Source organism: Salipiger thiooxidans (assembly GCF_900102075.1).
In the GTDB taxonomy this organism is placed as follows: domain Bacteria; phylum Pseudomonadota; class Alphaproteobacteria; order Rhodobacterales; family Rhodobacteraceae; genus Salipiger; species Salipiger thiooxidans.
Genome location: NZ_FNAV01000016.1, coordinates 46,925 through 68,139 on the forward strand (window position 1 = coordinate 46,925; position 21,215 = coordinate 68,139).

Annotated in this window: 22 protein-coding genes and 1 tRNA gene; 10 read left to right on the forward strand and 13 right to left on the reverse strand. The window is 67.2% G+C overall.

Going from position 1 to position 21,215, the window contains the following annotated elements; genetic code table 11:
• Positions 1–32 precede the first annotated feature (32 nt).
• Genes BLQ77_RS21385 through BLQ77_RS21415 form a run of 7 tightly spaced genes read right to left on the reverse strand, consistent with a single transcriptional unit; the run spans position 33 to position 4,919 of the window.
• The gene (locus tag BLQ77_RS21385; RefSeq protein ID WP_040383583.1) at positions 33–389 is read right to left on the reverse strand and encodes a DUF8776 family protein; all 357 of its coding nucleotides are present in this window, start codon (positions 387–389) and stop codon (positions 33–35) included.
• A gap of 1 nt (position 390) precedes the next feature.
• A complete protein-coding gene (locus BLQ77_RS21390) occupies positions 391–777 on the reverse strand; it encodes a response regulator (RefSeq protein WP_089962771.1) in 387 nt (128 codons plus the stop codon).
• Positions 778–786: 9 nt separating this feature from the next.
• On the reverse strand, positions 787–1,656 hold the full coding sequence (locus BLQ77_RS21395) for a CheR family methyltransferase (protein ID WP_089962773.1): 870 nt from the start codon (positions 1,654–1,656) through the stop codon (positions 787–789).
• A complete protein-coding gene (locus tag BLQ77_RS21400; RefSeq protein WP_008883002.1) occupies positions 1,653–2,120 on the reverse strand; it encodes a chemotaxis protein CheW in 468 nt (155 codons plus the stop codon). Before BLQ77_RS21400 ends, BLQ77_RS21395 begins: the two co-directional genes overlap by 4 nt.
• Positions 2,113–4,260, reverse strand: a complete 2,148-nt coding sequence (locus BLQ77_RS21405) for a chemotaxis protein CheA (RefSeq protein WP_089962774.1) — start codon at positions 4,258–4,260, stop codon at positions 2,113–2,115. The genes BLQ77_RS21400 and BLQ77_RS21405 overlap by 8 nt, the downstream gene beginning before the upstream one ends.
• A gap of 3 nt (positions 4,261–4,263) precedes the next feature.
• Entirely contained in the window at positions 4,264–4,638 is a 375-nt protein-coding gene (locus tag BLQ77_RS21410) for a response regulator (RefSeq protein ID WP_008883415.1), read from the reverse strand.
• A complete protein-coding gene (locus tag BLQ77_RS21415; RefSeq protein ID WP_008883406.1) occupies positions 4,635–4,919 on the reverse strand; it encodes an STAS domain-containing protein in 285 nt (94 codons plus the stop codon). The genes BLQ77_RS21410 and BLQ77_RS21415 overlap by 4 nt, the downstream gene beginning before the upstream one ends.
• Positions 4,920–5,105: 186 nt before the next feature.
• On the opposite strand from BLQ77_RS21415, the gene BLQ77_RS21420 reads away from it, so the two are divergent.
• Positions 5,106–6,755: a thiamine pyrophosphate-dependent enzyme gene (locus tag BLQ77_RS21420; protein WP_089962775.1), complete on the forward strand. Its 1,650-nt coding sequence runs from the start codon at positions 5,106–5,108 to the stop codon at positions 6,753–6,755.
• A gap of 212 nt (positions 6,756–6,967) precedes the next feature.
• On the opposite strand, the gene BLQ77_RS21425 is transcribed toward BLQ77_RS21420, so the two are convergent.
• From BLQ77_RS21425 to BLQ77_RS21435, 3 genes are read right to left on the reverse strand one after another with little or no spacing between them, the layout of a single operon-like run.
• The gene (locus BLQ77_RS21425; RefSeq protein WP_040383582.1) at positions 6,968–7,333 is read right to left on the reverse strand and encodes a response regulator; all 366 of its coding nucleotides are present in this window, start codon (positions 7,331–7,333) and stop codon (positions 6,968–6,970) included.
• A gap of 4 nt (positions 7,334–7,337) precedes the next feature.
• Positions 7,338–10,799 carry a chemotaxis protein CheB gene (locus tag BLQ77_RS21430; RefSeq protein ID WP_089962776.1) on the reverse strand — a complete coding sequence of 1,154 codons (3,462 nt, stop codon included), beginning with the start codon at positions 10,797–10,799 and terminating at the stop codon, positions 7,338–7,340.
• Between the two features lie 27 nt (positions 10,800–10,826).
• Positions 10,827–11,375, reverse strand: a complete 549-nt coding sequence (locus BLQ77_RS21435) for a PAS domain-containing protein (protein WP_008883518.1) — start codon at positions 11,373–11,375, stop codon at positions 10,827–10,829.
• 282 nt (positions 11,376–11,657) lie between these two features.
• On the opposite strand from BLQ77_RS21435, the gene BLQ77_RS21440 reads away from it, so the two are divergent.
• On the forward strand, positions 11,658–12,638 hold the full coding sequence (locus BLQ77_RS21440; protein ID WP_089962778.1) for a serine hydrolase domain-containing protein: 981 nt from the start codon (positions 11,658–11,660) through the stop codon (positions 12,636–12,638).
• Positions 12,639–12,659: 21 nt separating this feature from the next.
• Here the strand turns inward: BLQ77_RS21440 and BLQ77_RS21445 are convergent, their stop codons facing one another.
• Together BLQ77_RS21445 and BLQ77_RS21450 are read right to left on the reverse strand one after the other, a co-directional pair.
• Positions 12,660–13,697 carry an AI-2E family transporter gene (locus tag BLQ77_RS21445; RefSeq protein ID WP_008883371.1) on the reverse strand — a complete coding sequence of 346 codons (1,038 nt, stop codon included), beginning with the start codon at positions 13,695–13,697 and terminating at the stop codon, positions 12,660–12,662.
• 517 nt (positions 13,698–14,214) lie between these two features.
• Positions 14,215–14,289, reverse strand: a tRNA-Thr gene (locus BLQ77_RS21450).
• A gap of 249 nt (positions 14,290–14,538) precedes the next feature.
• Here BLQ77_RS21450 and BLQ77_RS28890 point away from each other — a divergent pair.
• The 4 genes from BLQ77_RS28890 (at position 14,539) to hisD (ending at position 17,925) form a co-directional block, all read left to right on the forward strand.
• A complete protein-coding gene (locus BLQ77_RS28890; RefSeq protein WP_165617173.1) occupies positions 14,539–14,697 on the forward strand; it encodes a hypothetical protein in 159 nt (52 codons plus the stop codon).
• A gap of 3 nt (positions 14,698–14,700) precedes the next feature.
• Positions 14,701–15,972: a UDP-N-acetylglucosamine 1-carboxyvinyltransferase gene (gene murA, locus BLQ77_RS21455; protein ID WP_089962779.1), complete on the forward strand. Its 1,272-nt coding sequence runs from the start codon at positions 14,701–14,703 to the stop codon at positions 15,970–15,972.
• Complete coding sequence (locus tag BLQ77_RS21460) at positions 15,969–16,433, forward strand: DUF2948 family protein (RefSeq protein WP_008883517.1); 465 nt, start codon at positions 15,969–15,971, stop codon at positions 16,431–16,433. Before murA ends, BLQ77_RS21460 begins: the two co-directional genes overlap by 4 nt.
• 190 nt (positions 16,434–16,623) lie before the next feature.
• A complete protein-coding gene (hisD, locus tag BLQ77_RS21465; protein ID WP_089962781.1) occupies positions 16,624–17,925 on the forward strand; it encodes a histidinol dehydrogenase in 1,302 nt (433 codons plus the stop codon).
• Positions 17,926–17,937: 12 nt separating this feature from the next.
• Here the strand turns inward: hisD and BLQ77_RS21470 are convergent, their stop codons facing one another.
• The gene (locus tag BLQ77_RS21470) at positions 17,938–19,149 is read right to left on the reverse strand and encodes an alpha/beta hydrolase family protein (protein ID WP_089962782.1); all 1,212 of its coding nucleotides are present in this window, start codon (positions 19,147–19,149) and stop codon (positions 17,938–17,940) included.
• A gap of 149 nt (positions 19,150–19,298) precedes the next feature.
• Between BLQ77_RS21470 and BLQ77_RS21475 the strand changes: the two genes are divergently transcribed.
• The 4 genes from BLQ77_RS21475 to BLQ77_RS21490 are packed head-to-tail and all read left to right on the forward strand — an operon-like array spanning position 19,299 to position 21,203.
• On the forward strand, positions 19,299–19,778 hold the full coding sequence (locus tag BLQ77_RS21475; protein ID WP_008883365.1) for a UPF0262 family protein: 480 nt from the start codon (positions 19,299–19,301) through the stop codon (positions 19,776–19,778).
• A 2-nt stretch (positions 19,779–19,780) separates the two neighbouring features.
• The gene (locus BLQ77_RS21480) at positions 19,781–20,227 is read left to right on the forward strand and encodes an arsenate-mycothiol transferase ArsC (protein WP_008883442.1); all 447 of its coding nucleotides are present in this window, start codon (positions 19,781–19,783) and stop codon (positions 20,225–20,227) included.
• On the forward strand, positions 20,224–20,622 hold the full coding sequence (locus tag BLQ77_RS21485; RefSeq protein WP_242661812.1) for a ketosteroid isomerase-related protein: 399 nt from the start codon (positions 20,224–20,226) through the stop codon (positions 20,620–20,622). The genes BLQ77_RS21480 and BLQ77_RS21485 overlap by 4 nt, the downstream gene beginning before the upstream one ends.
• Entirely contained in the window at positions 20,622–21,203 is a 582-nt protein-coding gene (locus tag BLQ77_RS21490) for a GNAT family N-acetyltransferase (protein WP_089962785.1), read from the forward strand. Before BLQ77_RS21485 ends, BLQ77_RS21490 begins: the two co-directional genes overlap by 1 nt.
• The last annotated feature ends 12 nt before the right edge of the window (positions 21,204–21,215 follow it).

A 21,215-nucleotide genomic window follows, 5' to 3' on the forward strand; every position in this document is an offset into this window, starting at 1 on the left:
CCGTCCCGCCGAACAGTCGCGTTCGGGCCCTGTCAGAACAGTTCCGGCGCGTTGGCCGACAGTTCTTCTAGGTGGCGCCCGGCAAGTCGACTTCGCAACTCGCGCAGCGGCACCTGCGACAGCTCGGGCGTGAGGTCGACACGGGTGTCGTCTGCAAAACGCGAGGACAGTTTCTCGACATATGCCGCCAGCGCGTCAGTGGATTGCGCAAGCATGTCGAGCTCCTGCAGGGCGGTGATCGCCACTGTGCCAAGGGATGCGCCGCCGGCGGCATAGAAGGCCTCCATCCCGTGTTCGAGTCGCTCGAGCCGAAATTGCAGCCGACGGATCTCCTGCGACAACAGCAACGAGGCCTTTCGAGGCGAGAGTTGGACATCGGTCAGGGGCATGTCAGAGCTTTCCCACCACACTTTCAATGCACTGCTTCATCGAGAGCGAGGTGAAAGGCTTTTTGATCATGTTGTTGAGGCCCCACTTCTTGGCGGCGGAGACCATATCTGGCGTCGGCTTTCCGGTGACGAGGATGAATCCAATCCGTTGCGTCGCCTTATTCTGGCGCACCGCCTGCAGCAGCCCGAGTCCGTCCATGTTGGGCATATTGAAATCGGACAACACAAGATGGACCGGGTTGGCGGAGAGCCTTGCAAGCGCCTTCTGGCCATCGTTTTCGGTCAGATAGTTCTTGATCCCGATCTCATCGAGCGCCTGGGTAATCAGGCCCCGGGTCGTGGCCATGTCGTCGACCACCATGATGCGTAGCGAATCTTTCAGACTCATTTTTGTCTCCTAGGTCGCGGTGGCACTGCTCGCACCCGGTTTCTTGCGATAGGTCGTGACGCCGGCAGTGGTCAGCGCTTGCAGCGCCGGGCCAGTGACACGCTCGGAATGGCCGATGAAAAGGAAGCCGTCATCGCGCAACATCTCGGCGAAGCGGTTCCAGAGCGTCTGTTGGGTCTCCTGGTCGAAATAGATCGCCACATTGCGGCAGAAGATCGCGTCGAACGGTCCGTGGAAGGGCCATGGCTCGATCAGGTTAAGTTCAGCGAACGAGATGAGCTTCCTGGTCTGGTCAATCATCTCGAAAGCCCCAGAGGGATCGGCGACTGGCTTGGTCCAGCTCTTGCGGAGGTCTGGCGGGATCGAATCGGCTTCTTCCCGAGGGTACTGCCCGGCGCGCGCGCGGCGAACGACCGCCGGGTCGATGTCGGTGGCGAGGATTCGGACGTCTGTCCGCGCACTATCCGGAAGCACGTCGAGCAGCGTCATGGCGATCGAAAACGGCTCTTGACCGGAGGAGCATCCCGCCGACCAGATCCGCACGCGGGATTGCTTTCCCAGCGCTGGCGCGAGTTGGGATCTGAGTGTTTCGAAGTGGTGCTTCTCACGGAAGAAGCTCGTGACATTGGTGGTCAGGGCGGAGATCAGTTCGAGCCGCTCTTCGGCCTCGTCAGACTTGCCAAGCAGATTCATGTAGTCCTGAAACCGGGCGATGTTCCTGGCACGGAGCCTTCGGGCCAGGCGCGAGTAGACCAGTGGCTTCTTGCTTTCTGACAGGCTGAGTCCGAACTCTGCGCGGGCGAGACGGGCCAGCGCACGAAAGTCATCGTCGGTGAAATTGAACTCCCGCGGACCCAGTTCTGCCGGGGCGATGCTCATACCGCCCCTCCCATGTCGTTATCGAGGACTGCGTCGAGGTTGACGACTCGCACCATGCTCTCACCCACCGAGATGACGCCGAGGATGGCCTGCCGCGCCGCTTCGGATTTGATGTCGGGCGTTTCCTGGATCGCCGACTTGTCGACCGAGAGGATCTCAGAGACGGATTCGACGAGGAGGCCGATGGTGGTTCCGCCAGCGGCGGCTACGATGACCACGTTGCGTTCGTTGTCGGCGGTGGTGCCGAGCCCGAACCGAGCGGCGAGATCGAAGATGGGGATCACTGCGCCGCGCAGATTCATGACGCCCAGCACATCGTCCGGCGTGTGGGGAAGCTTCGTCACCGGGGTCCAGCGGCGGATCTCGCGGATCTGGGTGATCTCGAGGCAGAAGCTCTGGTCGCCGGACGAGAAGGTGATGAACTCGAACTGAGTTTCGGTGGGCGCTTCGACGACGTCAAGCATGGCGCAGCTCCATTCTGGCTGAGGATGCGGGCGGCAGGAACGGCGCCGCTGGGTTGAGTTTCACGAGCTCGTCGGGATCCAGGATCAGGGCGATCTTGCCATCGCCGAGGATGGTGGCGGCGGAGACGCCTGGGATGGCGCCGTAGTTGCTTTCGAGGCTCTTGATCACGACCTGTCGCTGGTCGTGGATCCCGCCGACACGAAGGGCGGTCAGACCCTGCGTCTCGGTGCTGACCAGCAGGAGTACACCGCCGCTGATGTCGGTCTCGCCTGCGGAGAGGCCGAGATTGCGCGCCACGTCGACAATGGGGACATAGGCGCCGCGGACCGAGATCACCTCGCCGCTGGTGCCGATGTAGTGCAGGTCCTTGCGGTTGGGTCGGATGGTCTCGATGATCGAAGCGATAGGAATGACCATGGTCTGGTCGGAGATGGAGATCACGAAGCCGTCCATGACCGCGAGTGTCAGCGGCAGCACGATTGTGAAGGTCGTGCCATTACCAGGGGCGGAGCTGATGGAGACACGACCGCCGAGCCCGGCGACGGCATTCTTGACCACGTCCATGCCGACGCCGCGGCCCGAGAGATTTGAGACCTCGGAGGCGGTGGAGAAGCCGGGCAGGAAGAGGAGGTTGTCGATCTCTTGCTCGGAGAGCTCGGCGTCGGGGGAAACAAGACCCTTCTCAACCGCCTTCTCGAGGATGCGCGGCCGGTTCAGGCCCGCACCATCGTCGGCGATCTCGATGAACACGCTGCCCGAGCGGTGCGACGCCGACAGGCGGATGGAACCGATCGGGTCCTTGCCTGCCTCGAGCCGCTTCTCGGGTGCCTCGAGCCCGTGGTCGACGGCATTGCGCACCATGTGGGTAAGCGGGTCGGCGAGACGTTCGATGACGGTCTTGTCGACCTCGGTCGAGTCGCCGACGGTCACCAGCTTCGACTTCTTGCCGGTCGCCTCGGAGGCTTCGCGGACGATACGGGACATGCGCTGGAAGAGCGGCTTCACCGGCTGCGCGCGGATCGCCATGACGCCTTCCTGGATGTCGCGGGCCAGCAGCTTGTAGGCCTCGAGCTCGTTGGTCAGGTGCGCCACTGCGGGCAGTTCCAGCTCTTCGATGCGCTGCGAGATCATCGCCTGGTTGATGATCAGCTCGCCCACGGTGTTGATCAGCCGGTCCACCCGTTCGAGATCGACCCGGAGCGTGGGGCGGGGGCCACGCGGCTCGTCGCGCGGGGCGGCCTGCTTCGCGCCGCCCTTCGACGAGGATGCGACCTGGACGAGAGCGGGGGCGGGGTCATCGTCGTCCTCGCCATCGTCCTCCATGTCGGGAAGGTCGATGAGGGAGGGCGCGGCCGGGCTTTCGATATGGGCCGGCGCAGGCTGCGGATCCGCGTCCTCGCAGACCGAGATCTCGAGATCGCAGAGCGCGTCGACGAATTCGAAGATCTCGTGCAGGACGGTCTCGTCCTCGGCGGTCTCGAGCGAGAGCTGCCAGTCGATCACCGCATCGTTGGGATCGAAGGCGTCGAACTCGGGCAGACGGCCCAGGTCGGCGCTGACCGACAGCGCGCCGAGCTCGGCCAGGGCGTCGAAGAGCAGCAGCGGCTCGTGACCGTTGGCGTAGAGCGCCGGGGTGGGGTTGAAGCGGATGTCGAAGCGCCGCACCGAGGCGACCTCGTCCGGCAGGTCGAGAGCCACGGGCCCCGCATCGAAATCGAGGCTCATCGCATCGAAGGAGAACTCTTCTTCCTTGTCGGCGTCGCCCAGATGCGCCTCGAGCTCCTTGAGGATCGTGGCCTCGGACTCGGCATTGGGCTCACGGCCGTCGCGAGCCGCCTCGACAAGGTCGGCGAGCTGGTCGCCCGATCGGTGGAAAAGCAGCATCAGCTCTTCGTCGACCTTCAGCACCTGCGAGCGGACCTTGTCCATCACCGTCTCGAAGGTGTGAGCGAAGCTCACCAGCCGGTCGAGCGCAAAGGCCCCGGCGCCGCCCTTGATCGAATGCACGGCGCGGAAGACGGCGTTCACCACCTCCATGTCCTCGGCGTTCTCTTCCATCGCCGAGAGACCCTCGACGAGCGCCTCGAGGAGCTCTTCGCATTCTTCGAAGAATGTATCGCGGATCGAGTTTGTCGACATGAGTTACACCACGTGTCCGGTGAGGCGGCGCAGCACCGAGACCAGCGAGGCGTCGTCGAAGGGTTTCACGATCCAGCCGGTGGCGCCGGCCTCTCGGGCGCGGGCCTTGAGGTCCGGTCCGCTTTCGGTTGTGAGCACGATGATCGGCACCGTGGTCCGGCTGGGGCCGCTGCGCAGCGTCTGGATCACCCCGAACCCGTCCATGTTCGGCATGTTGATGTCGGTGATCACCACGTCGGGCTCGACCTCGGAGAACTGTTCCACGCCTTCGACGCCGTCGCAGGCCGAGTGATATTCGAAGCCCGCACCCTCGAGCGAGACGCGCAGGAGGTTCCGGATGGTTCGGGAATCGTCGATCGCGAGGACTTTGGTCGTCATTGCAGCGGATCCTTGTCGAAATGATCGGGAGCGAGGCCAAGCCGTTCCAGCCCGGCGCGGAACGTGTCGTTGGCGTCTGTCAGTTGGAAGGCGATGCCTTCGCTCGCCCATTGCTTCTGCGCCACCAGCAGGATCTGCAGCCGGTGCGAATCGAGCCGTCCGACGTCGCGGGCCGAGATGGTGACCGGCAGGTGGCGGGCACCGAGCAGGAAGGGAACGAGCGCATCTTCGCCGTTGCGGTTCCGCGCGGGTTCGAGAGCGTGAAAGTGGACGTCGGTCATGGCGGGGTCGGCACCTCTGGCAGCGTCGAGAGCGGAGCGACCGGTGGGACGATGCCCGATCCGGATCAGCAGAAGACATACGTGCGGTGTCTTAACAAAGCGTTCTGGCGCGACGTGAATCCGGCCCGTCTTGCGGCGCTCCGTCGAATTCTCCACAAACAGCGCAACAGCATTGGGAGAACGGTGATGGCGCGCAATGGCGGACAACTGGTTGTGGACTGTCTGGTGGCACTCGGGGCGAAGCGGGCCTTCGGGGTCCCGGGCGAGAGCTACCTCGCGGTGCTCGACGCGATGCACGACCGCGACATGGCCTTCGTCAACTGCCGGCAGGAGGGCGGGGCGGCCTTCATGGCGGCAGCGCATGGCAAGCTGACCGGCCAGCCGGGGATTTGCATGGTGACCCGGGGGCCGGGGGCGACCAACGCCTCGATCGGGGTGCACACGGCGATGCAGGACAGCGCGCCGATGATTCTGCTGGTGGGCCAGATCGCCACCGACATGCGCGAGCGCGAGGCCTTCCAGGAGGTCAACTACCGCGCCGTCTTCGGGACGATGGCCAAGTGGGTGACCGAGATCGACCACGCCGACCGCATCCCCGAGCTGGTGTCGCGGGCCTGGACGGTGGCCACAACCGGGCGGCCGGGCCCGGTGGTGCTGGCGCTGCCCGAGGACATGCTGATGGCCGAGACCGACGCCGCGCCGGTCGCCGGCCCGCTGAGGGTCTACCCGCCGGAGCCCGCGCCCGCCGCGGTGGCCGAGACGCTCGAGCTGCTGGCGTCCGCCAAACGTCCTCTGATCCTGCTCGGCGGCGCGCCCTGGGACCCGGAGGCGAGCGCGGCGCTGCAGCGGTTCGCCGAGGCCTCGGACATCCCCGTCGCGAGCTCCTTCCGCTACCAGGACCAGTTCGACAGCCGCTCGCCCTGCTTCTGCGGCGATGCAGGCGTCGGCATGACGGCGGCGATGAAGGGGCTGATCCGCGACGCCGACATGATCCTCGCGCTGGGCATCCGCTTCGGCGAGAACATGACCGACGGCTACACGCTGCTCTCGGTGCCGGACGCGGCGCAAAAGATCGTGCACGTGCATGTCTCGGACCGCGAGATCGGCAAGGTCTACCGCCCGGTCCTCGGCATCCACGCCTCGCCCGAGCGCTTTGCGATGGCGCTGGCGGGGTCGGTGAGCGGCGGATGGGGCGCGTGGCGCGAGGCGGCGCGCGCGGCCTATCTCGGCTTCATCGACAAGGCGCCAGCGCAGCCCGGGCCGGTGGACATGGTGGCGGTCTGCGCGCATCTGCGCACGCGTCTGGCGGGGCAGGAGCTGGTGCTGACCAACGGCGCTGGCAACTTCACCGTCTGGTCCTCGCGCTTCTTCCGGTTCGAGCCGGGCATGCGGCTGCTGGCGCCGCAGTCGGGGTCGATGGGCTACGGGCTGCCGGCGGCGGTGGCGGCCAAGATCGAGCGCCCAGGGGCAGTGGTGATCTGCTTCGCCGGCGACGGCGACATCCAGATGACCATGCAGGAGATGGCGACAGCGCGGCAGGCCGGGGCGGCGGTGATCGTGATCGTGGTGAACAACGGCACCTACGGCACCATCCGCGCCCACCAGGAACGCGAGTTCCCGGCGCGGGTCAGCGGCACCGAGCTGGTGAACCCGGACTTCGCGGCACTGGCGCAGGCCTGCGGGCTGCACGGCGAGACGGTGTCGGAGACCGGCGCCTTCGCCGAGGCCTTCGAGCGGGCGCTGGCCTCGCCCACCGGCGCGCTGCTGGAGCTGATCGTCGACAAGGAGGCGCTGACGCCCTACCGCACGCTCACCGAGATCCGCGAGAGCCGCTGACGGCGGATTGGGTCAATGGGTCAAGTCGCACGGGCGTATTGGCGCCCGCGCGGGAGCGCCGTGTCCTCGTGCGGGCAGTTCCCCAGAACGTCCGGAGTGACGGCGGAGCCGACCGCTCCCGCGAGGAGCAGAGGCACGCCACCTGACGAGAGAGGATAGCCTCGGGAGCCCCTGGACATCCCAGGGCGAGGCCAACCGGTGCTGGGAAGGGCTCAGCAGTCTGCGAGCGGGGCAGCCTGCTGCAGCGCGGCCTTGAGGCGCGACGTGTGCACGGGCTTGAGGCAGCATTCAGCCTGCGGGTAGCGGGTCTTGATTTCGTGGTCGTTTACGTGGCCGGAGTGGAACACCAGCCCCACGCCCATTTCCTGCAGCCGGTCGGCGAGAGGATAGACCTCGCCGTCCTTGAGGCTAACGTCGAGCACCGCCATGTCTGGTCGGGTTTCGCCGATCTCGCGCATCGCGTTCGACACGGACGCAAAGGGGCCGATCACTTCGAAGCCGAATTCCTCGATCAGCAACTGGAGGTCCAGCGCGACGATATATTCGTCCTCGCAGAGCAGCACCTTCGACTTTGGCATGGCATCAGCTCCGGCTGTCAGGGGCATAGGTCAGGGTCATCCTTCGTTCGTGGCTTCCATACTCGACGGACACCTGTCCATTCAGCTGTACGGCGGAGAGCTGCACGAGCGTCGAACCAAATCCCGACGCTCCATCTGACGGCTCAACCTCCTGCCTGTGGATTTCGTTCCATGTCAAAATCACATGGCCGCCCCGTTCGAGACGCCAGGTTACTTCGAGGTGCCCGTCTGCGGGGCCGAGCACCCCGTATTTGGCGGCGTTCGTGGCCCATTCATGGAGCAGCAGCGAGAGCGCTGTGAGCTCCTGGCTGGCGATCGGAACCACCGGTCCCTCAATGCGGGCGACGGCCTCGCCCGAGTAGGGCTCGAGCGAGGCGCGGATCGTCTGTTCGAGCGTCAGCGTCTGCCGGGCGGGGGCGTTCTGGGTCAGATCGTGCGACCGCGCCAGCGCGTTCACCCGGGTCTGGATGCCGTCCACCAGGTCCTCGACCGAGTCGGTGGTGCGGCTGGCAAGACGCACCATGCCCGAGATGATCGAGAACATGTTCTTCACGCGATGGTTCATCTCGCGCAGCATCATCTCGCGGATCTGCTTGGCTTCCTGCTCTTCGGTCACGTCGAAGAGCACGCCCAGCACCCGTGCGGTGCGGCGCCCGTCGACCCGTCGCCCGACGATCTGGATCGAGTGGGCGCGGGGCTCGTCGCCCGCGAGGCTGCACACGACCTCGACCGGATCGCCCGACTCGGTGAGTGTGGTCATGGACGTAACGATGTCGGCGCGCGAATCTTCCCGGAAACAAAGGAGGAATTCCTCGAGAGAGAGCACCGGGCTCTCGGCCCCGAGGCCGATGCAGGCGGTCTCGTCGAGCTTCATCACCCGGGTCGACGGGTCGAATTCCCAGACCCCGAGCGAGGTCACGTCAAGCGCCAGCCGCAGCCGTTCGCCCTCGCGCTGGAGCGCGTCCTCGAGCCGCAGCGCGTCGGTCAGCTCGGTGAACACCAGCGTCGCGCCGTCAAGTACGCCGTCGCGGGTGCGGTAGGGGGTGATGACCAGCGACCATGTGCGTTCCTCGGCGCGGTCCGAGACACGCAGGTGGCGCACGTCGCCGTCGTGCATCACCTCGGCGATGGTCTCGAGCACCTCGTCGTTGCGGCGCAGGGTGCTGGTGACCTCTGCCAGCGGGCGGCCCCGGTCGGTTTTGCGGAACGGGTAGATCGACTGGATCGCGTCGGTGTAGTTGCGGATCGACATATCTCGGTCGACGACCACCAGCGGCAGGGCGGTGGAGGCGAAGAAGTTCGAAAGATCGGCGTTGGCGCGCGACAGCTCGTCGACCTTGCCCTTGAGCTCGTCGTTGACCGTCGAGAGCTCCTCGTTGGTCGACTGGAGCTCCTCGTTCATCGACATCATTTCTTCGTTGGAGCTCTTCAGCTCCTCGTTCGCGGTCTCGAGCTCCTCGACGGTGGTGTGCAGCCGCACGCGGGTGTTGCGCAGCTCGTCCTCGAGGCTCTGGACGTGGCTGTCCATGTTGTCGAGATCGTCGAATTCCTCGTCGTCGTAGGCCTCGAAGCGGTCGCGCTCGCGGAAGACCAGCAGGATGGTGCCGTCCTTCAGCGGCTCGGCGATCAGGTCGAAGGCCTGAAGGCCGAATTCAGACCGCGCCGAGAGCCCGCGCGAGATGGTGCGGCGCTTGTTGGCGCTGACCTGCCGGATGATGGCCGAAAGCGCCTCGCGCGCGCCCGGGCGGGCGATGGAGGTGGCGAAGCGGTTGGTGTCGGGATCGCCCGGCGCGTATTCGAGATACTTGCCCAGCCGACCGGTGGTCTTGAGGATCTCGCCAGCGGTGGTCACCCGCAGCGTCGCCGGGGCATAGGTCGAGAGCAACCGCTCGGTGGCCCCGCCGTCGCCCCAGTCAAGCCGCTTGGACGGGGTTCTGTCGGCCTCGGCATGGCGCGCCCCGCCGCTGACGGGCAGGCTCCGGCCGCGCAGGTGCATCGGGTACTCGGGCCGGGTGTCGTTGCGCTGGAAGATGCGCGCGCTCTGATCGAGCGGTGCGAAGGCGTGGTCGTAGCGGCCGACGGTCTCGGACGGCCCGAGGAACAGCGTCCCGCCGGGCTTGATGGCGTAGTGGAAGATCGGCAGCGCCAGCCCCTGCAGCTTTTCCCCGAAGTAGATCAGCAGGTTGCGGCAGGACAGCAGGTCGATGTTCGAAAACGGCGGATCGCGCACGATGCTGTGCACCGAGAAGCGGATCATGTCGCGGATGCGGGCGGAGATCTTGAACCGTCCGTCGCGCGCGACGGTGTAGATGTCGCGCATCCCCTCGGGGATGTCGATCAGCGCCGCCTGCGGGTAGGTTGCATCGCGCGCCAGCCGCAGCATCTGCTCGTCGATGTCGGTGGCGAAGATCTGGATGTTGACCGAGCGGTTCTGCAGCCGGGCCTCGTCGGCGAACATCATGGCGATGGTGTAGGCTTCCTCGCCGCTGGAGCAGCCGGGCACCCAGACCCGGATCTCGTCCTCGTCGCCGGCGTTACGGATCAGCGGCTCGATCACGCGCTCGCGCAGCGCGGCGAAATGGGCGGAGTCGCGGAAGAAGCGGGTGACGTTTATCAGCAGTTCGCGGAACAGGATCTCGCATTCCTGCGGATCGGACTTGATGTGGTCGAGGTACTCCTTGGCGCTGCGCAGGTCGAGCACCTGGATGCGCCGCTGCACGCGCCGAATCAGCGTGCTTTTCTTGTAGCCCGAGAAATCGTGGCCCACAAAATTGCGCACCACAGAGCAGATGTCTTCGAGGCACTGCTCGACCGTGTTGGCCAGGGTGCCATCGATGGTCTCGATGAAGGCGTGGGAGTAGAATTGCTGGATCGCCTCGACGATGTCGCCGGGGCGGCGCACGAAGTCCACGAGCCCGGTGCCCTGCGCCGAGGTCGGCATGCCGTCATACTTGGCGGTGCGCGGATCCTGCACGATGCAGAGCCCGCCGTTCTCCTTGATGGCGCGCAGCCCGGCGCTGCCGTCGGCGCCGGTGCCCGACAGGATCACGCAGGCGGCGAAGCGGCCCTGGTCCAGCGCGAGGCTCTCGAAGAAATCGTCGATGGGCCGGCGCAGGCCGCGCGGCTGCTCGAACTCGGTGAGGTGCAGCACGCCGTTGGTGACCGAGAGGCCGAAGCCCGGCGGGATGATGTAGACGTTCCCCGCGAGGATCTTCTCGCCGCCCGACACCTGCCGCACGTTGAGCGCGGTGTGTCGGGCGAGAAGCTCGGCAAGCAGGCTCTCGTGGTTGGGGTCGAGGTGCTGGATCACCACGTAGGCGAGATTGCTGTCCGAGCGGGCCTCGGTCAGCATCTCGCGGATCGCCTCCAGCCCGCCGGCTGAGGCACCGATGCCCACGATGCAGAGGCGCTCGCGGTCCGGCTCGCTCGACACGGTTGTCTGGTCGTCCTTTTTTTCGTCTCTCATGATCGTGTCGAAACTGCTCCCAGGCCCCTAGCGCCGTTTGTCGTCGAAGCTGAGTCGCGCCATCATCGCGACGGAATCGGCGATGAGCTGGGCGGAACCCATCATCGCCAGTCCGAATTCGCGACCGATCTGGTCGAGGTCGGTCAGCGCGTTGGCCAGCTGTTCATCATTCTGCGCGATGCGCGAGCGCTGCATGGCAGAGCTCATGTCGAATTGTGAGGCGAGGATGAAGCGCACCTTGCCTTCGGGGTCGCGCAGCCGCGACATGAAGACGAAGTTGTGAAAGCTCGTGCCGTCCTTGCGGTAGTTCAGGATCGGGAAGCGTCCATTGTCGTCGCCGGCGCCGTGCACGAAGTCATGCAGGGCCTGCCGCTGCGCCCCGGAGGTGCCGGTGCCTTGCAGGAAGCGGCAGTTCTTGCCCATGACCTCGTCCTGCGAATATCCGGTGAGCTCGCAGAAGGACCGATTGACGATCGACAGCGGCGCGTCCTCGGCCATCTCGGAAACCGCAAGCGCGACGCCGGACTGCGCGATGTAGTCGCGGAACGTGGTGGGCAGGGCGGAATAGAGGCTCATCTGGGACGGTCGCAGGTCTGGAGGTGGGGCGCAATGACGGGTTCTGAGGGCATCTGACGACTAGATGCATCGCTTGCGCAGCGAGGCAAGGGGAAACGGGTCGAATTCGCATATGTTGCTGACCTGCCCGCGCGGCATGCCGGTCCCGGGGCTCCGTCACCGCGGTGTGATCGGGCGTGAGCGCCTGCGGCCCCCCGCCGTGGTTTCCCCGCTCCGGAAAGCTGCCATGTTCAGGGGGTGCCCCTTCGCCCGACCCCGTCCCTGCCGCCGCCGGAGCCCGCCATGTTCTCACGCCGCCGTTTCATCGTCGCCTCTGCCGGGGCGCTTGCCGCGCCCTCGGTCCTGCGGGCACAGGGCGCCGAGACCCTGCGCGAGGCCGCAACCGGGCTCGACCAGCTGCATGCCATCCTCGTGCAGCGCGGCGACGAGACGCTGCTGGCCGAGGCGCCGCGCGGGCCGGGGCTCGGCCGGGTCGCAAATATCAAGTCCTGTTCCAAGAGCGTGCTGGCGCTGCTGCTCGGGACGGCCATCGAACGGGGCGAGGTCGCCGGGCTCGACGCCACGCTCTCCGAGGTGGCGCCCGATCTGATCCCGTCGGACGCCACCGAGGGCGCGGGCGATCTCACCATGTCGGACCTCGTCACGCTGCGGGCGGGACTCGAGGGCACCTCGGGCGGCAATTACGGCGCCTGGGTCAGGTCGCGCAACTGGGTGGCCTATGCGCTGCGCCAGCCGCGCGTCGCGCCCAACGGCGGGTGGATGATCTATTCGACCGGCACCACCCACGTGCTGGGGGCCGCGCTCGCCACCGCCACCGGCAAGAGCCTGTTGCAGCTCGCCCGCGAGCGCCTCGGCACGCCGCTCGGCATCGAGGTGCCGGCCTGGACCCGCGACCCGCAGGGCTTCTACTTCGGCGGCAACGAGATGGCGCTCACCCCCGAGGCAATGCTGCGGATCGCGGTGCTGATGCGAGACGGCGGCGCCTGGGACGGCACGCAGGTGATCGCGCGCGACTGGGTGACCCGTTCGCAGGAGGGGCAGACACGGTCGCGCTGGTCGGGGCTCGACTACGGCTACGGCTGGTTCCTGAGCCCCAGCGGCTGGACCATCGGCCGCGGCTACGGCGGCCAGATCATCGCGGCGCAGCCCGAGCGTGGGCTGGCGGTGGCCATAACCTCGGACCCGACGCGCCCGGCGCGGTCGGCTGGCTATTTCGGCGACCTGATGGCGCTGCTCGACGGGCCGGTGCTGGGGCTGGCCTGATCCGGCCGGCCCGCGGGCAGGTCAGAGCCGCCCGCTGGCCGAAAGCAGGATGGCGATGGGCCGGGTCGCCGGGATCTCGGCCAGCACGATGATCATGCTCGCGGTCAGCGGCACCGCCAGCACCGCGCCGGGCAGCCCCCAGAGCGCGCCCCAGAACGCCAGTGCGAAGAGCACCACGAAGGGGCTGAGGTTGAACGTCCGGCTCATCATCCGCGGCTCGAGGTAGCCCGCAACGAACATCTGCGCCACGGTCAGCCCCACCGCCACCATCGAGGCCGCGCTGTAGGAGCCGGTCTGCGCGAGGCTCAGCAGCACCGGGAAGATCACCGCGATCAGCGAGCCGATGTAGGGAATGTAGTTCAGCAGCCCGATCAGGATCGCCCAGAACAGCGCGAAGTCGATGCCGAAGATCAGCAGCACGCCGTAGGAGAGCAGGCCGAGGATGATGTTCACCACGGTCTTCACCGACAGGTAGTCACCGACGCGGGTGTTGATGCGCTCGAAGAGCGCGATGGTGCGGGTCTCGCGCTCGGGGTCGCCGAAGGCGTTGGCAAGCTTGCGGGCCATGACCGCGCGTTCTGCCATCATGAAGAAGGCGTAGAGCGTGACGAGGAACAGCGTGCCGCCGAAGCCGCGCAGCGACAGCAGCACCGGGCCGATGTAGGACTGCACCTGGAAACGGTCGATGGTGGCAGAGCGCACCTTGGCCCAGGTCGGCTGGTCCTCGATGCCGAAGACATGCGCCGCCCGCAGCACCAGCGCGTCGATGTTGGATTCGTAACCGGGCAGGGCGGCGGCGACCTGGGTGAAGGTGTCGGCGAGATAGGCGAAGGACAGCACCGTCAGGACGGTGAAGGCCAGCAGCACGATCAGCCGCCGCAGCAGCGCGGGCAGCCGTCCGATCACCGGTACCCGGCCCAGCCGGTCGGTGACGTTCGACAGGATGTAAAGCGCGATGAGCGCGATCAGCACCGGCAGGATCACCGGTTTGCCGATGTGCAGGATGTAGCCCAGCATGATCAGGAGCGCCGTGAGATAGGTGATCTGCGGGAGGTTCATGGTCGTGCTGGTCTCGCGTCTTGCCGTTGTGCCCTGCCGCGCGTTGCCGTGACATGCCGCGGGGTGCCCCGCCGACGGGGACCGACAAATGAGATAGCGATTTGAGGGGGAAATCAAAAGCTCTAAGCCATGACGACGGCGTGTGTGACGCAGCCCGCGGGCCGTTCCGGCGCGTAACCGGGCAGGGGGAAGGGCTGCGGTCGGGCCCCGGATTCGGGCGGCCGCATCTTTTGCGGGAGGGGAGATGCGGATGACGTCACGTCGCCTGACCTGAGTTGCCGCGCCGTCGTCCGCGACACCTTTCAGGCCGCCACGCTGGAGGCGCTCAATCCCGGCGCCGACTCGCGACCGCCGGTTTTCGGAGCCGAGGGCTGCGCAAACCACGCGGTCTGGCCCAATCATCGCAACAGGCGTAGGCGTGAAAGCGCCGCTGAACCGCTTCTCGGAACAGCACAAAACCGGCGACGATGCGGCGGTCTGTGACGTGCCTGTCGGGCAATCATCGAGGTGAGGTAAATGGTGCTGCTGGACAGGATTGAACTGTCGACCTCTCCCTTACCAAGGGAGTGCTCTACCACTGAGCTACAGCAGCACGCTGTCTCCGGATTGTTACTCCGAGCCTTGGCCCGACGCAAGCGGGTTCTGGAGAAACCCTTTTGTTTCAGCGCTTTAGAAGCTCTGGACTTCCCTTTGTCAAGGGCCATATCCAGTTGTGAACTTCGGCGGTGCCTAACGCCTGTCTGTGGTGTGCCTGACTGGCGTGGGCGGCTCTCTAGACGCAAATTCCGGGGGGCGCAAGCCTAATCTGGACGCTTTTTTTCAGCTGCTTTAAACAGGGCCCATGGAGCGCAAGACAGGCACCCCGAAAAACAAGGCAGAAGACCGCGATACGCGGCTGAAAGCGGCGCTGAAGGCGAATCTCGTCCGGCGCAAGCAGCAGGCCCGTGCCCGGTCGACCGAGAAGCCCGCCGAGGGGCAGAGCAGCGAGAAGGACAGCTAGGACATGGATTCCATCATCGTCACCGGGAACGGCCCGCTTTCGGGCCGCATTCCCATCGCGGGGGCAAAGAACGCCTGTCTCACGCTGATGCCGGCCACGCTCCTGTCGGACGAGCCGCTCACCCTGACCAATGCGCCGCGGCTGTCGGACATCCGGACCATGACGCTGCTGCTGCAGTCGCTGGGCGCCGAGGTGCAGGGCCTGCAGGAGGGACAGGTGCAGGCAATGTCGAGCCACGCGCTGACCTCGACCCGCGCCGAGTACGACATCGTGCGCAAGATGCGCGCGTCGATTCTGGTGCTGGGCCCGCTGCTCGCCCGTTTCGGCCATGCCGAGGTCTCGCTGCCCGGCGGCTGCGCCATCGGCGCCCGCCCGGTCGACCTGCACCTGCGCGCGCTCGAGGCGATGGGCGCCGAGCTGGACCTGCGCGAGGGCTACGTGCACGCCAAGGCGCCCTCGGGCGGCCTGCGCGGCGGCATCGTCGAGTTTCCCCTGGTTTCGGTGGGCGCCACCGAGAACGCGCTGATGGCGGCGACGCTGGCCAAGGGCACCACGGTGCTGAAGAACGCCGCGCGCGAGCCCGAGATCGTCGACCTCGCGCAATGCCTGCGCAAGATGGGCGCCCAGATCGACGGCGAGGGCACCGATACCATCGAGATTCAGGGCGTCGACCGTCTCGGCGGCGCGACCCACCGGGTGGTCACCGACCGCATCGAGCTTGGCACCTACATGCTTGCACCGGCGATCTGCGGCGGTGAAGTCGAGCTGCTCGGCGGCACCATCGATCTGGTCCGCGCCTTCTGCGAGAAGCTCGACGAGGCGGGCATCTCGGTCGAGGAAACCGCGGACGGGCTCAAGGTCTCGCGCAGGAACGGCCGGGTGAAGGCGGTGGACGTGATCACCGAACCGTTCCCGGGCTTCCCGACCGACCTGCAGGCCCAGATGATGGCGCTCCTCTGCACCGCCGAGGGCACCTCGGTGCTCGAGGAGAAGATCTTCGAGAACCGCTTCATGCACGCGCCCGAGCTGATGCGCATGGGCGCAAAGATCGACGTGCACGGCGGCACCGCCAGGGTGACCGGTGTGGACACGCTCAAGGGCGCGCCGGTGATGGCGACCGACCTGCGGGCGAGCGTGTCGCTGATCCTCGCGGGGCTTGCCGCCGAGGGCGATACTGTGGTCAACCGGGTCTACCACCTCGACCGCGGCTACGAGCAGGTGGTGCGCAAGCTGCAGGGCGTGGGAGCGCGCATCGAACGGGTGAGGGGCGAATGACCGACGCGAAATTCGAAGACGCGGGCGGCGGGCCGCTGAACCTTGGCGCGATGGACCCCGACGACCTGCAGGTGCTTTCGGCGCTGCTGCAGGACGCGGTGCTGACTGTCTCCGACATCGCCTTCCAGAAACGGCACCGCCGTCTTGGCCTGCTGGTCAACCGGGTGCGGCGCGAGGACGGCGTGCATGTCTCGCCGCCCGAGCGGGTGCGGACGCTGGTCACGGTCGAGAACGTGCTCGGCGTCTCGAGCCAGGGCGTCGCGCGCGACACGCCGGACATGGTGCTCTCGGTGCTCTCGGTCGGTTTCGAGCCGGGCGAGGACGGCGCCGGCCACGTGGTCTTCACGCTGGCGGGCGACGGCGCGCTGCGGGCCGAGGTCGAGGCGCTGGAACTGGGGCTGCGCGACGTAACCCGTCCCTACGCCGCGGTCTCGGGCAAGCTGCCGGACCACGGCGCCTGAGGGCGCGTCCCGCGGCGGGGCCCCTCGTGGGTGCCGCCGCTGGCGCATGCCGGCCAATGGCGAAAGGGCCGGGCGGGCTTGAGGTGACCGGCCCGGCGCTCTAAAGCGGATCGGAAACCGTCCGCATCCGGCCCAAGGGAGAGGCCGCGGCCCGGCGCTGCCGCGCGGGTCGTCTTGGAAAGGAACCGCAATGCCCGTCTTTCTCGACACGACCGAGCCGGATTTCGAAATCGAGTTCGCACGGCTCCTCGGCGCCAAGCGCGAGGACAGCCCAGATGTCGACGACACCGTCGCCGGGATCATCGCCGATGTCCGGGCGCGCGGCGATGCGGCGCTTCTGGACCTCACCGCGCGCTTCGACCGTCTGGAACTGACCGCCGACCGGCTGGCCTTCACCCCCGAGGAGATCGCGGCCGAATGCGCCCGTGTCCCCGAGGCCGAACGGCTGGCGCTCGAGACCGCGGCCGAGCGCATCCGTGCCTACCATGTGCGGCAGATGCCCGAGAACGCGCTCTGGACCGACCCCGATGGCGCAACGCTGGGCTGGCGCTGGACGCCGGTGGCCGCGGCGGGGCTCTACGTTCCTGGCGGGCTTGCCAGCTATCCGTCCTCGGTCCTGATGAACGCGATCCCTGCCAAGGTGGCCGGGGTCGAGCGGCTCTGCATCACCGTGCCCACGCCGGACGGGGTGGTGAACCCGCTGGTCCTGCTTGCGGCGCGCATCGCCGGCGTGGACGAGATCTACCGGCTCGGCGGCGCGCAGGCCATCGCCGCGCTTGCCTACGGCACCGAGACCGTGCCGCCGGTGGACAAGATCACCGGCCCGGGCAACGCCTTCGTCGCCGCGGCGAAGCGCCGGGTGTTCGGCAAGGTGGGCATCGACATGATCGCCGGCCCCTCCGAGATTCTCGTCATCGCCGACGGCAACAACGATGCCGAGTTCGTGGCGCTGGACCTGCTGAGCCAGGCCGAGCACGACGAGAGCGCGCAGTCGATCCTCGTGACCACCGACGCGGCGTTCGGGCGCGCCGTCGCCGCCGAGATCGAACGTCAGCTCGAAGTGCTCGAGCGCTCCGCCATCGCGGGCGCCAGCTGGCGCGACTTCGGCGCGGTGATCGTGGCGCGGGATCTCGACGAGGCGGCGGCGCTGTCGGACCGGGTGGCACCCGAGCACCTCGAGCTCTGCGTCGACGACCCGATGGCGCTGTCGCAAAAGATCCATCACGCCGGCGCGATCTTCCTCGGCCAGTGGACCCCTGAGGCCATCGGCGATTACGTCGGCGGGCCCAACCACGTGCTGCCCACGGCGCGCTCGGCGCGGTTCTCGTCGGGGCTCTCGGTGCTCGACTTCCTCAAGCGCACCACGCTGGCGCAGATGTCGCCGCAGGCGCTGAACGCCATCGGCCCGGCCGCCGAGGTTCTGGCGACCTCGGAGAGCCTGCAGGCCCACGGACTTTCGGTCACCGCCCGGCTGCGCAAGCTGAACGGCTGAGGCCGGGCCCGCTCAGGCGGGCCGGCCCTTCGGCGCGGGAGGCGCTGCGGACACCGCCGCCTGCGCAGCGCGGCGGGGCAGGGTGCTTTCCGGTGCGACCAGCATCAGCAGCGCCGCCTCGCATCGGTAATAGGCCTCGTGGACCCGCACGACCTCGAACGGGTGCATGCCCCTGGGCAGCCGCGGCCGCACCGCGTCGGGGAACTTCGGAGGGTGGCGCCTGCCGGGCTCCGACGCGTCGTCGAAGCACCGCGGCACCGGCACCTGCGAGCCCATCATGTCCCATGGCAGCACCACGTCGATCCAGCCCTGCACCGGCGGGGCGGCGGTGTAGAACGTGGCGATCCTGACCTCGACCATCGGCTCCTGCTGCACCAGCAGCCCCAGCGCCGAGCCCCATGTGAAGAGCACCGTGTGCGCCAGCACATCCCCGCTCTCGGAGAGCGCATCGGCGGCGATGGCGCCGCCCAGCGAATGGCCCACCACGTAGATCTCGTCATAGCTGCCTTCGCCGGTGATCCCCGCCGCCCGGTCGAGAACGTCCAGCACCCGCCGCTTGGCCTTGGCCCGCAGCCCCACGTCGTCGTCGCCGAAGACCTCGTCGCGGAGATAGGCCTTGGTGTAGGCCGAGATATTGGCGAAGCGCTCGAGCCAGCCGAGGCTCCAGACCCAGAGCAGCAGCACCACGAAGACCGAGCCGAGGACCGTGCCGGTCCAGCCGGTGAGCGTGGTCCACGCGGTCTGCACCCACGCGATGCTCGCCAGCGACTCGGGGATGGCGATGACGCCGCTCTCGATGGCCTGCAGCACGAAGATGCCCACCACGATCCACCACAGCACCAGCGCCACCGCCGCCAGCAGCATCGCCCAGGCGGTGTTGGGCGGCGCCTCGCGGCGCGAGATCCAGCCGCCCACGCCGCCGGTCAGCCAGTAGCGGATCAGCATGTAACCACGCTTGAACCGGGCCCAGGGGGATTCGTTGCTCCAGTCCGGCAGCAGGTCGCCCCAATAGGCCTCGTAGACGTCGATCTCCTGCGTGGCGCCGCCGCAGCGGCAGGTGGCGTGCAGCCCGGTGGCGCCGTTGCCCGGGCCCGCGCCGTCGTCGGTCTGCTCGACCCGCCAGCCGGTGGTGTAGTTCTGCAGGGCCCGCACCAGCCGGTCGCGCGCCTGGTTGTGCTCCTTGTGCCCGAAACCGGGGACGAGGATGATTGCCCGCCGCGCCATTGCAATGCTCCTGAGAAAATCATCCTGGAAATGACCAACCGTAGCATGAATCCCTCTATGCGCGAAACATCCGGCCCCGGCGCAGGCTCCGCATTGCAGTGCCCGATCCCCCGCGCTAAGCCTGTCACGCCCGGTGTAGGACCTTGCTCATGAGCCATATCTCCCAGATCGTCCTGAACGACGCCAACCTGCCGCCGCCGACCCCCGAGATCGAGCAGGAGCGGCGGGTCGCGATGTTCGACCTTATGGAAGAGAACAGCTTCACCCTGCCGCAGCGGGATGAGCGCCCGGTGCCCGAGGGGCCCTACAAGCTCGGCCTCGCGATCCGCGAGAAGCGGCTGGTCTTCGACGTCGCCACCGAGGACGACGAGAGGGCGGCCGAATTCCACCTGTCGCTCTCCCCCTTCCGGCAGGTGGTCAAGGACTACTTCCAGATCTGCAAGAGCTACTTCGACGCGGTGAAATCCGCCGCGCCCAGCCAGATCGAAACCATCGACATGGCCCGTCGGGGCATTCACAACGAGGGGGCCCGGATCCTGCAGGAACGTCTCGAGGGCAAGGCCGAGGTCGACGACGACACCGCCCGACGCCTCTTCACCCTCATCTGCGTGCTGCATTTCGGGGGCTGATCTTGCCGGAATTGCCGCAGTCCGTACTTTTCTGCTGCGATCACAACGCGGTCCGGTCGCCGATGGCCGAGGGCATCATGAAGAAGCTCTACGGCTTCGACACCTACGTGCAGTCGGTGGGGGTGGTGAACGACCTCGACATCGACGGCTTCGCGGTGGCGGTCTGCCGCGAGATCGGCGTCGAGCTCGACAAGCACCGCTCGCGCAGCTTCGAGGAACTCGAGGAGATGGGCGAGGCGCTCTCGGGCTTCGACCTGATCGTCTCCATGTCGCCCGCCTCGCAGCGCGCCGCGCTCGAACTCACCCGCTTCTACCACCTGACAGTGGAATACTGGCCGATCATGGATCCGACCGGCCTCGGAGAAACCCGCGAGACCAAGCTCAACGCCTACCGGCAGACTCGCGACCAGATTTACGACAGACTCAGGAACCGATGGGGAGAGAGATGAGCGCGACTGACACGATCCGCAGCTATTTCAACGCGTTCAACGCCAAGGACACCGAGGCGATGCTCGCCTGCCTCGACGCCGAGGTGGCGCATCACGTCAACGAGGGCCAGGTGCGCAGCGGCAAGATCAAGTTTGCCGAATTCTGCGCCCACATGACCCACTGCTACGACGAGAACCTCACCGACATGGTGATCTTCGAGGCCGAGGGCGGCACCCGCGCTGCCGCCGAGTACATCGTCAACGGCACCTATCTCGCCACCGACGCGGGCCTGCCCGAGGCACACGGCCAGACCTACCGTCTGCCGGCCGGCTCCTTCTTTACCCTGAAGAACGGCAAGATCACCCGGGTGGTGACGTACTACAACCTCGCGGACTGGATCCGGCAGGTCCGCTGATGCGGGTCGAGACCCTGACCGGCGCGGCGCTCGACGCCGCGCTCGACGAGGTGGCGAAGCTGCGCATCGCGGTGTTTCGCGACTGGCCCTATCTTTACGACGGCGACCTCGCCTACGAGCGTCGCTACCTGCAGAGCTATCGCGACAGCCCCGGCGCGGTGCTGGTCGGCGCCTTCGACGGCGACCGGCTGGTCGGCGCCGCCACCGGCACCCCGATGGAGGACCACGCCGACGATTTCGCCGCCGCCTTCGCGGGCACCGGGTTCGATCTGGGCACGATCTTCTACTGCGCCGAATCGGTGCTGCTGCCCGCGTACCGCGGCCGCGGCGTCGGGCACCGTTTCTTCGACCTGCGCGAGGCCCACGCCCGGGGGCTGGGGCGCGCCCGCTCCGCCTTCTGCGGCGTGGTGCGTCCCGCCGATCACCCGCTGCGCCCCGCCGGCGCCGCATCGCTCGACCCGTTCTGGCGCAAACGCGGCTACGTCCCGCTCGAGGGCGCGGTGGCGACGTTCCGCTGGAAGGACATCGACCGGACGGAAGAAACCGCCCACCCGCTTCAATTCTGGATCCGGGATCTCTAGATCCTCCCCCGC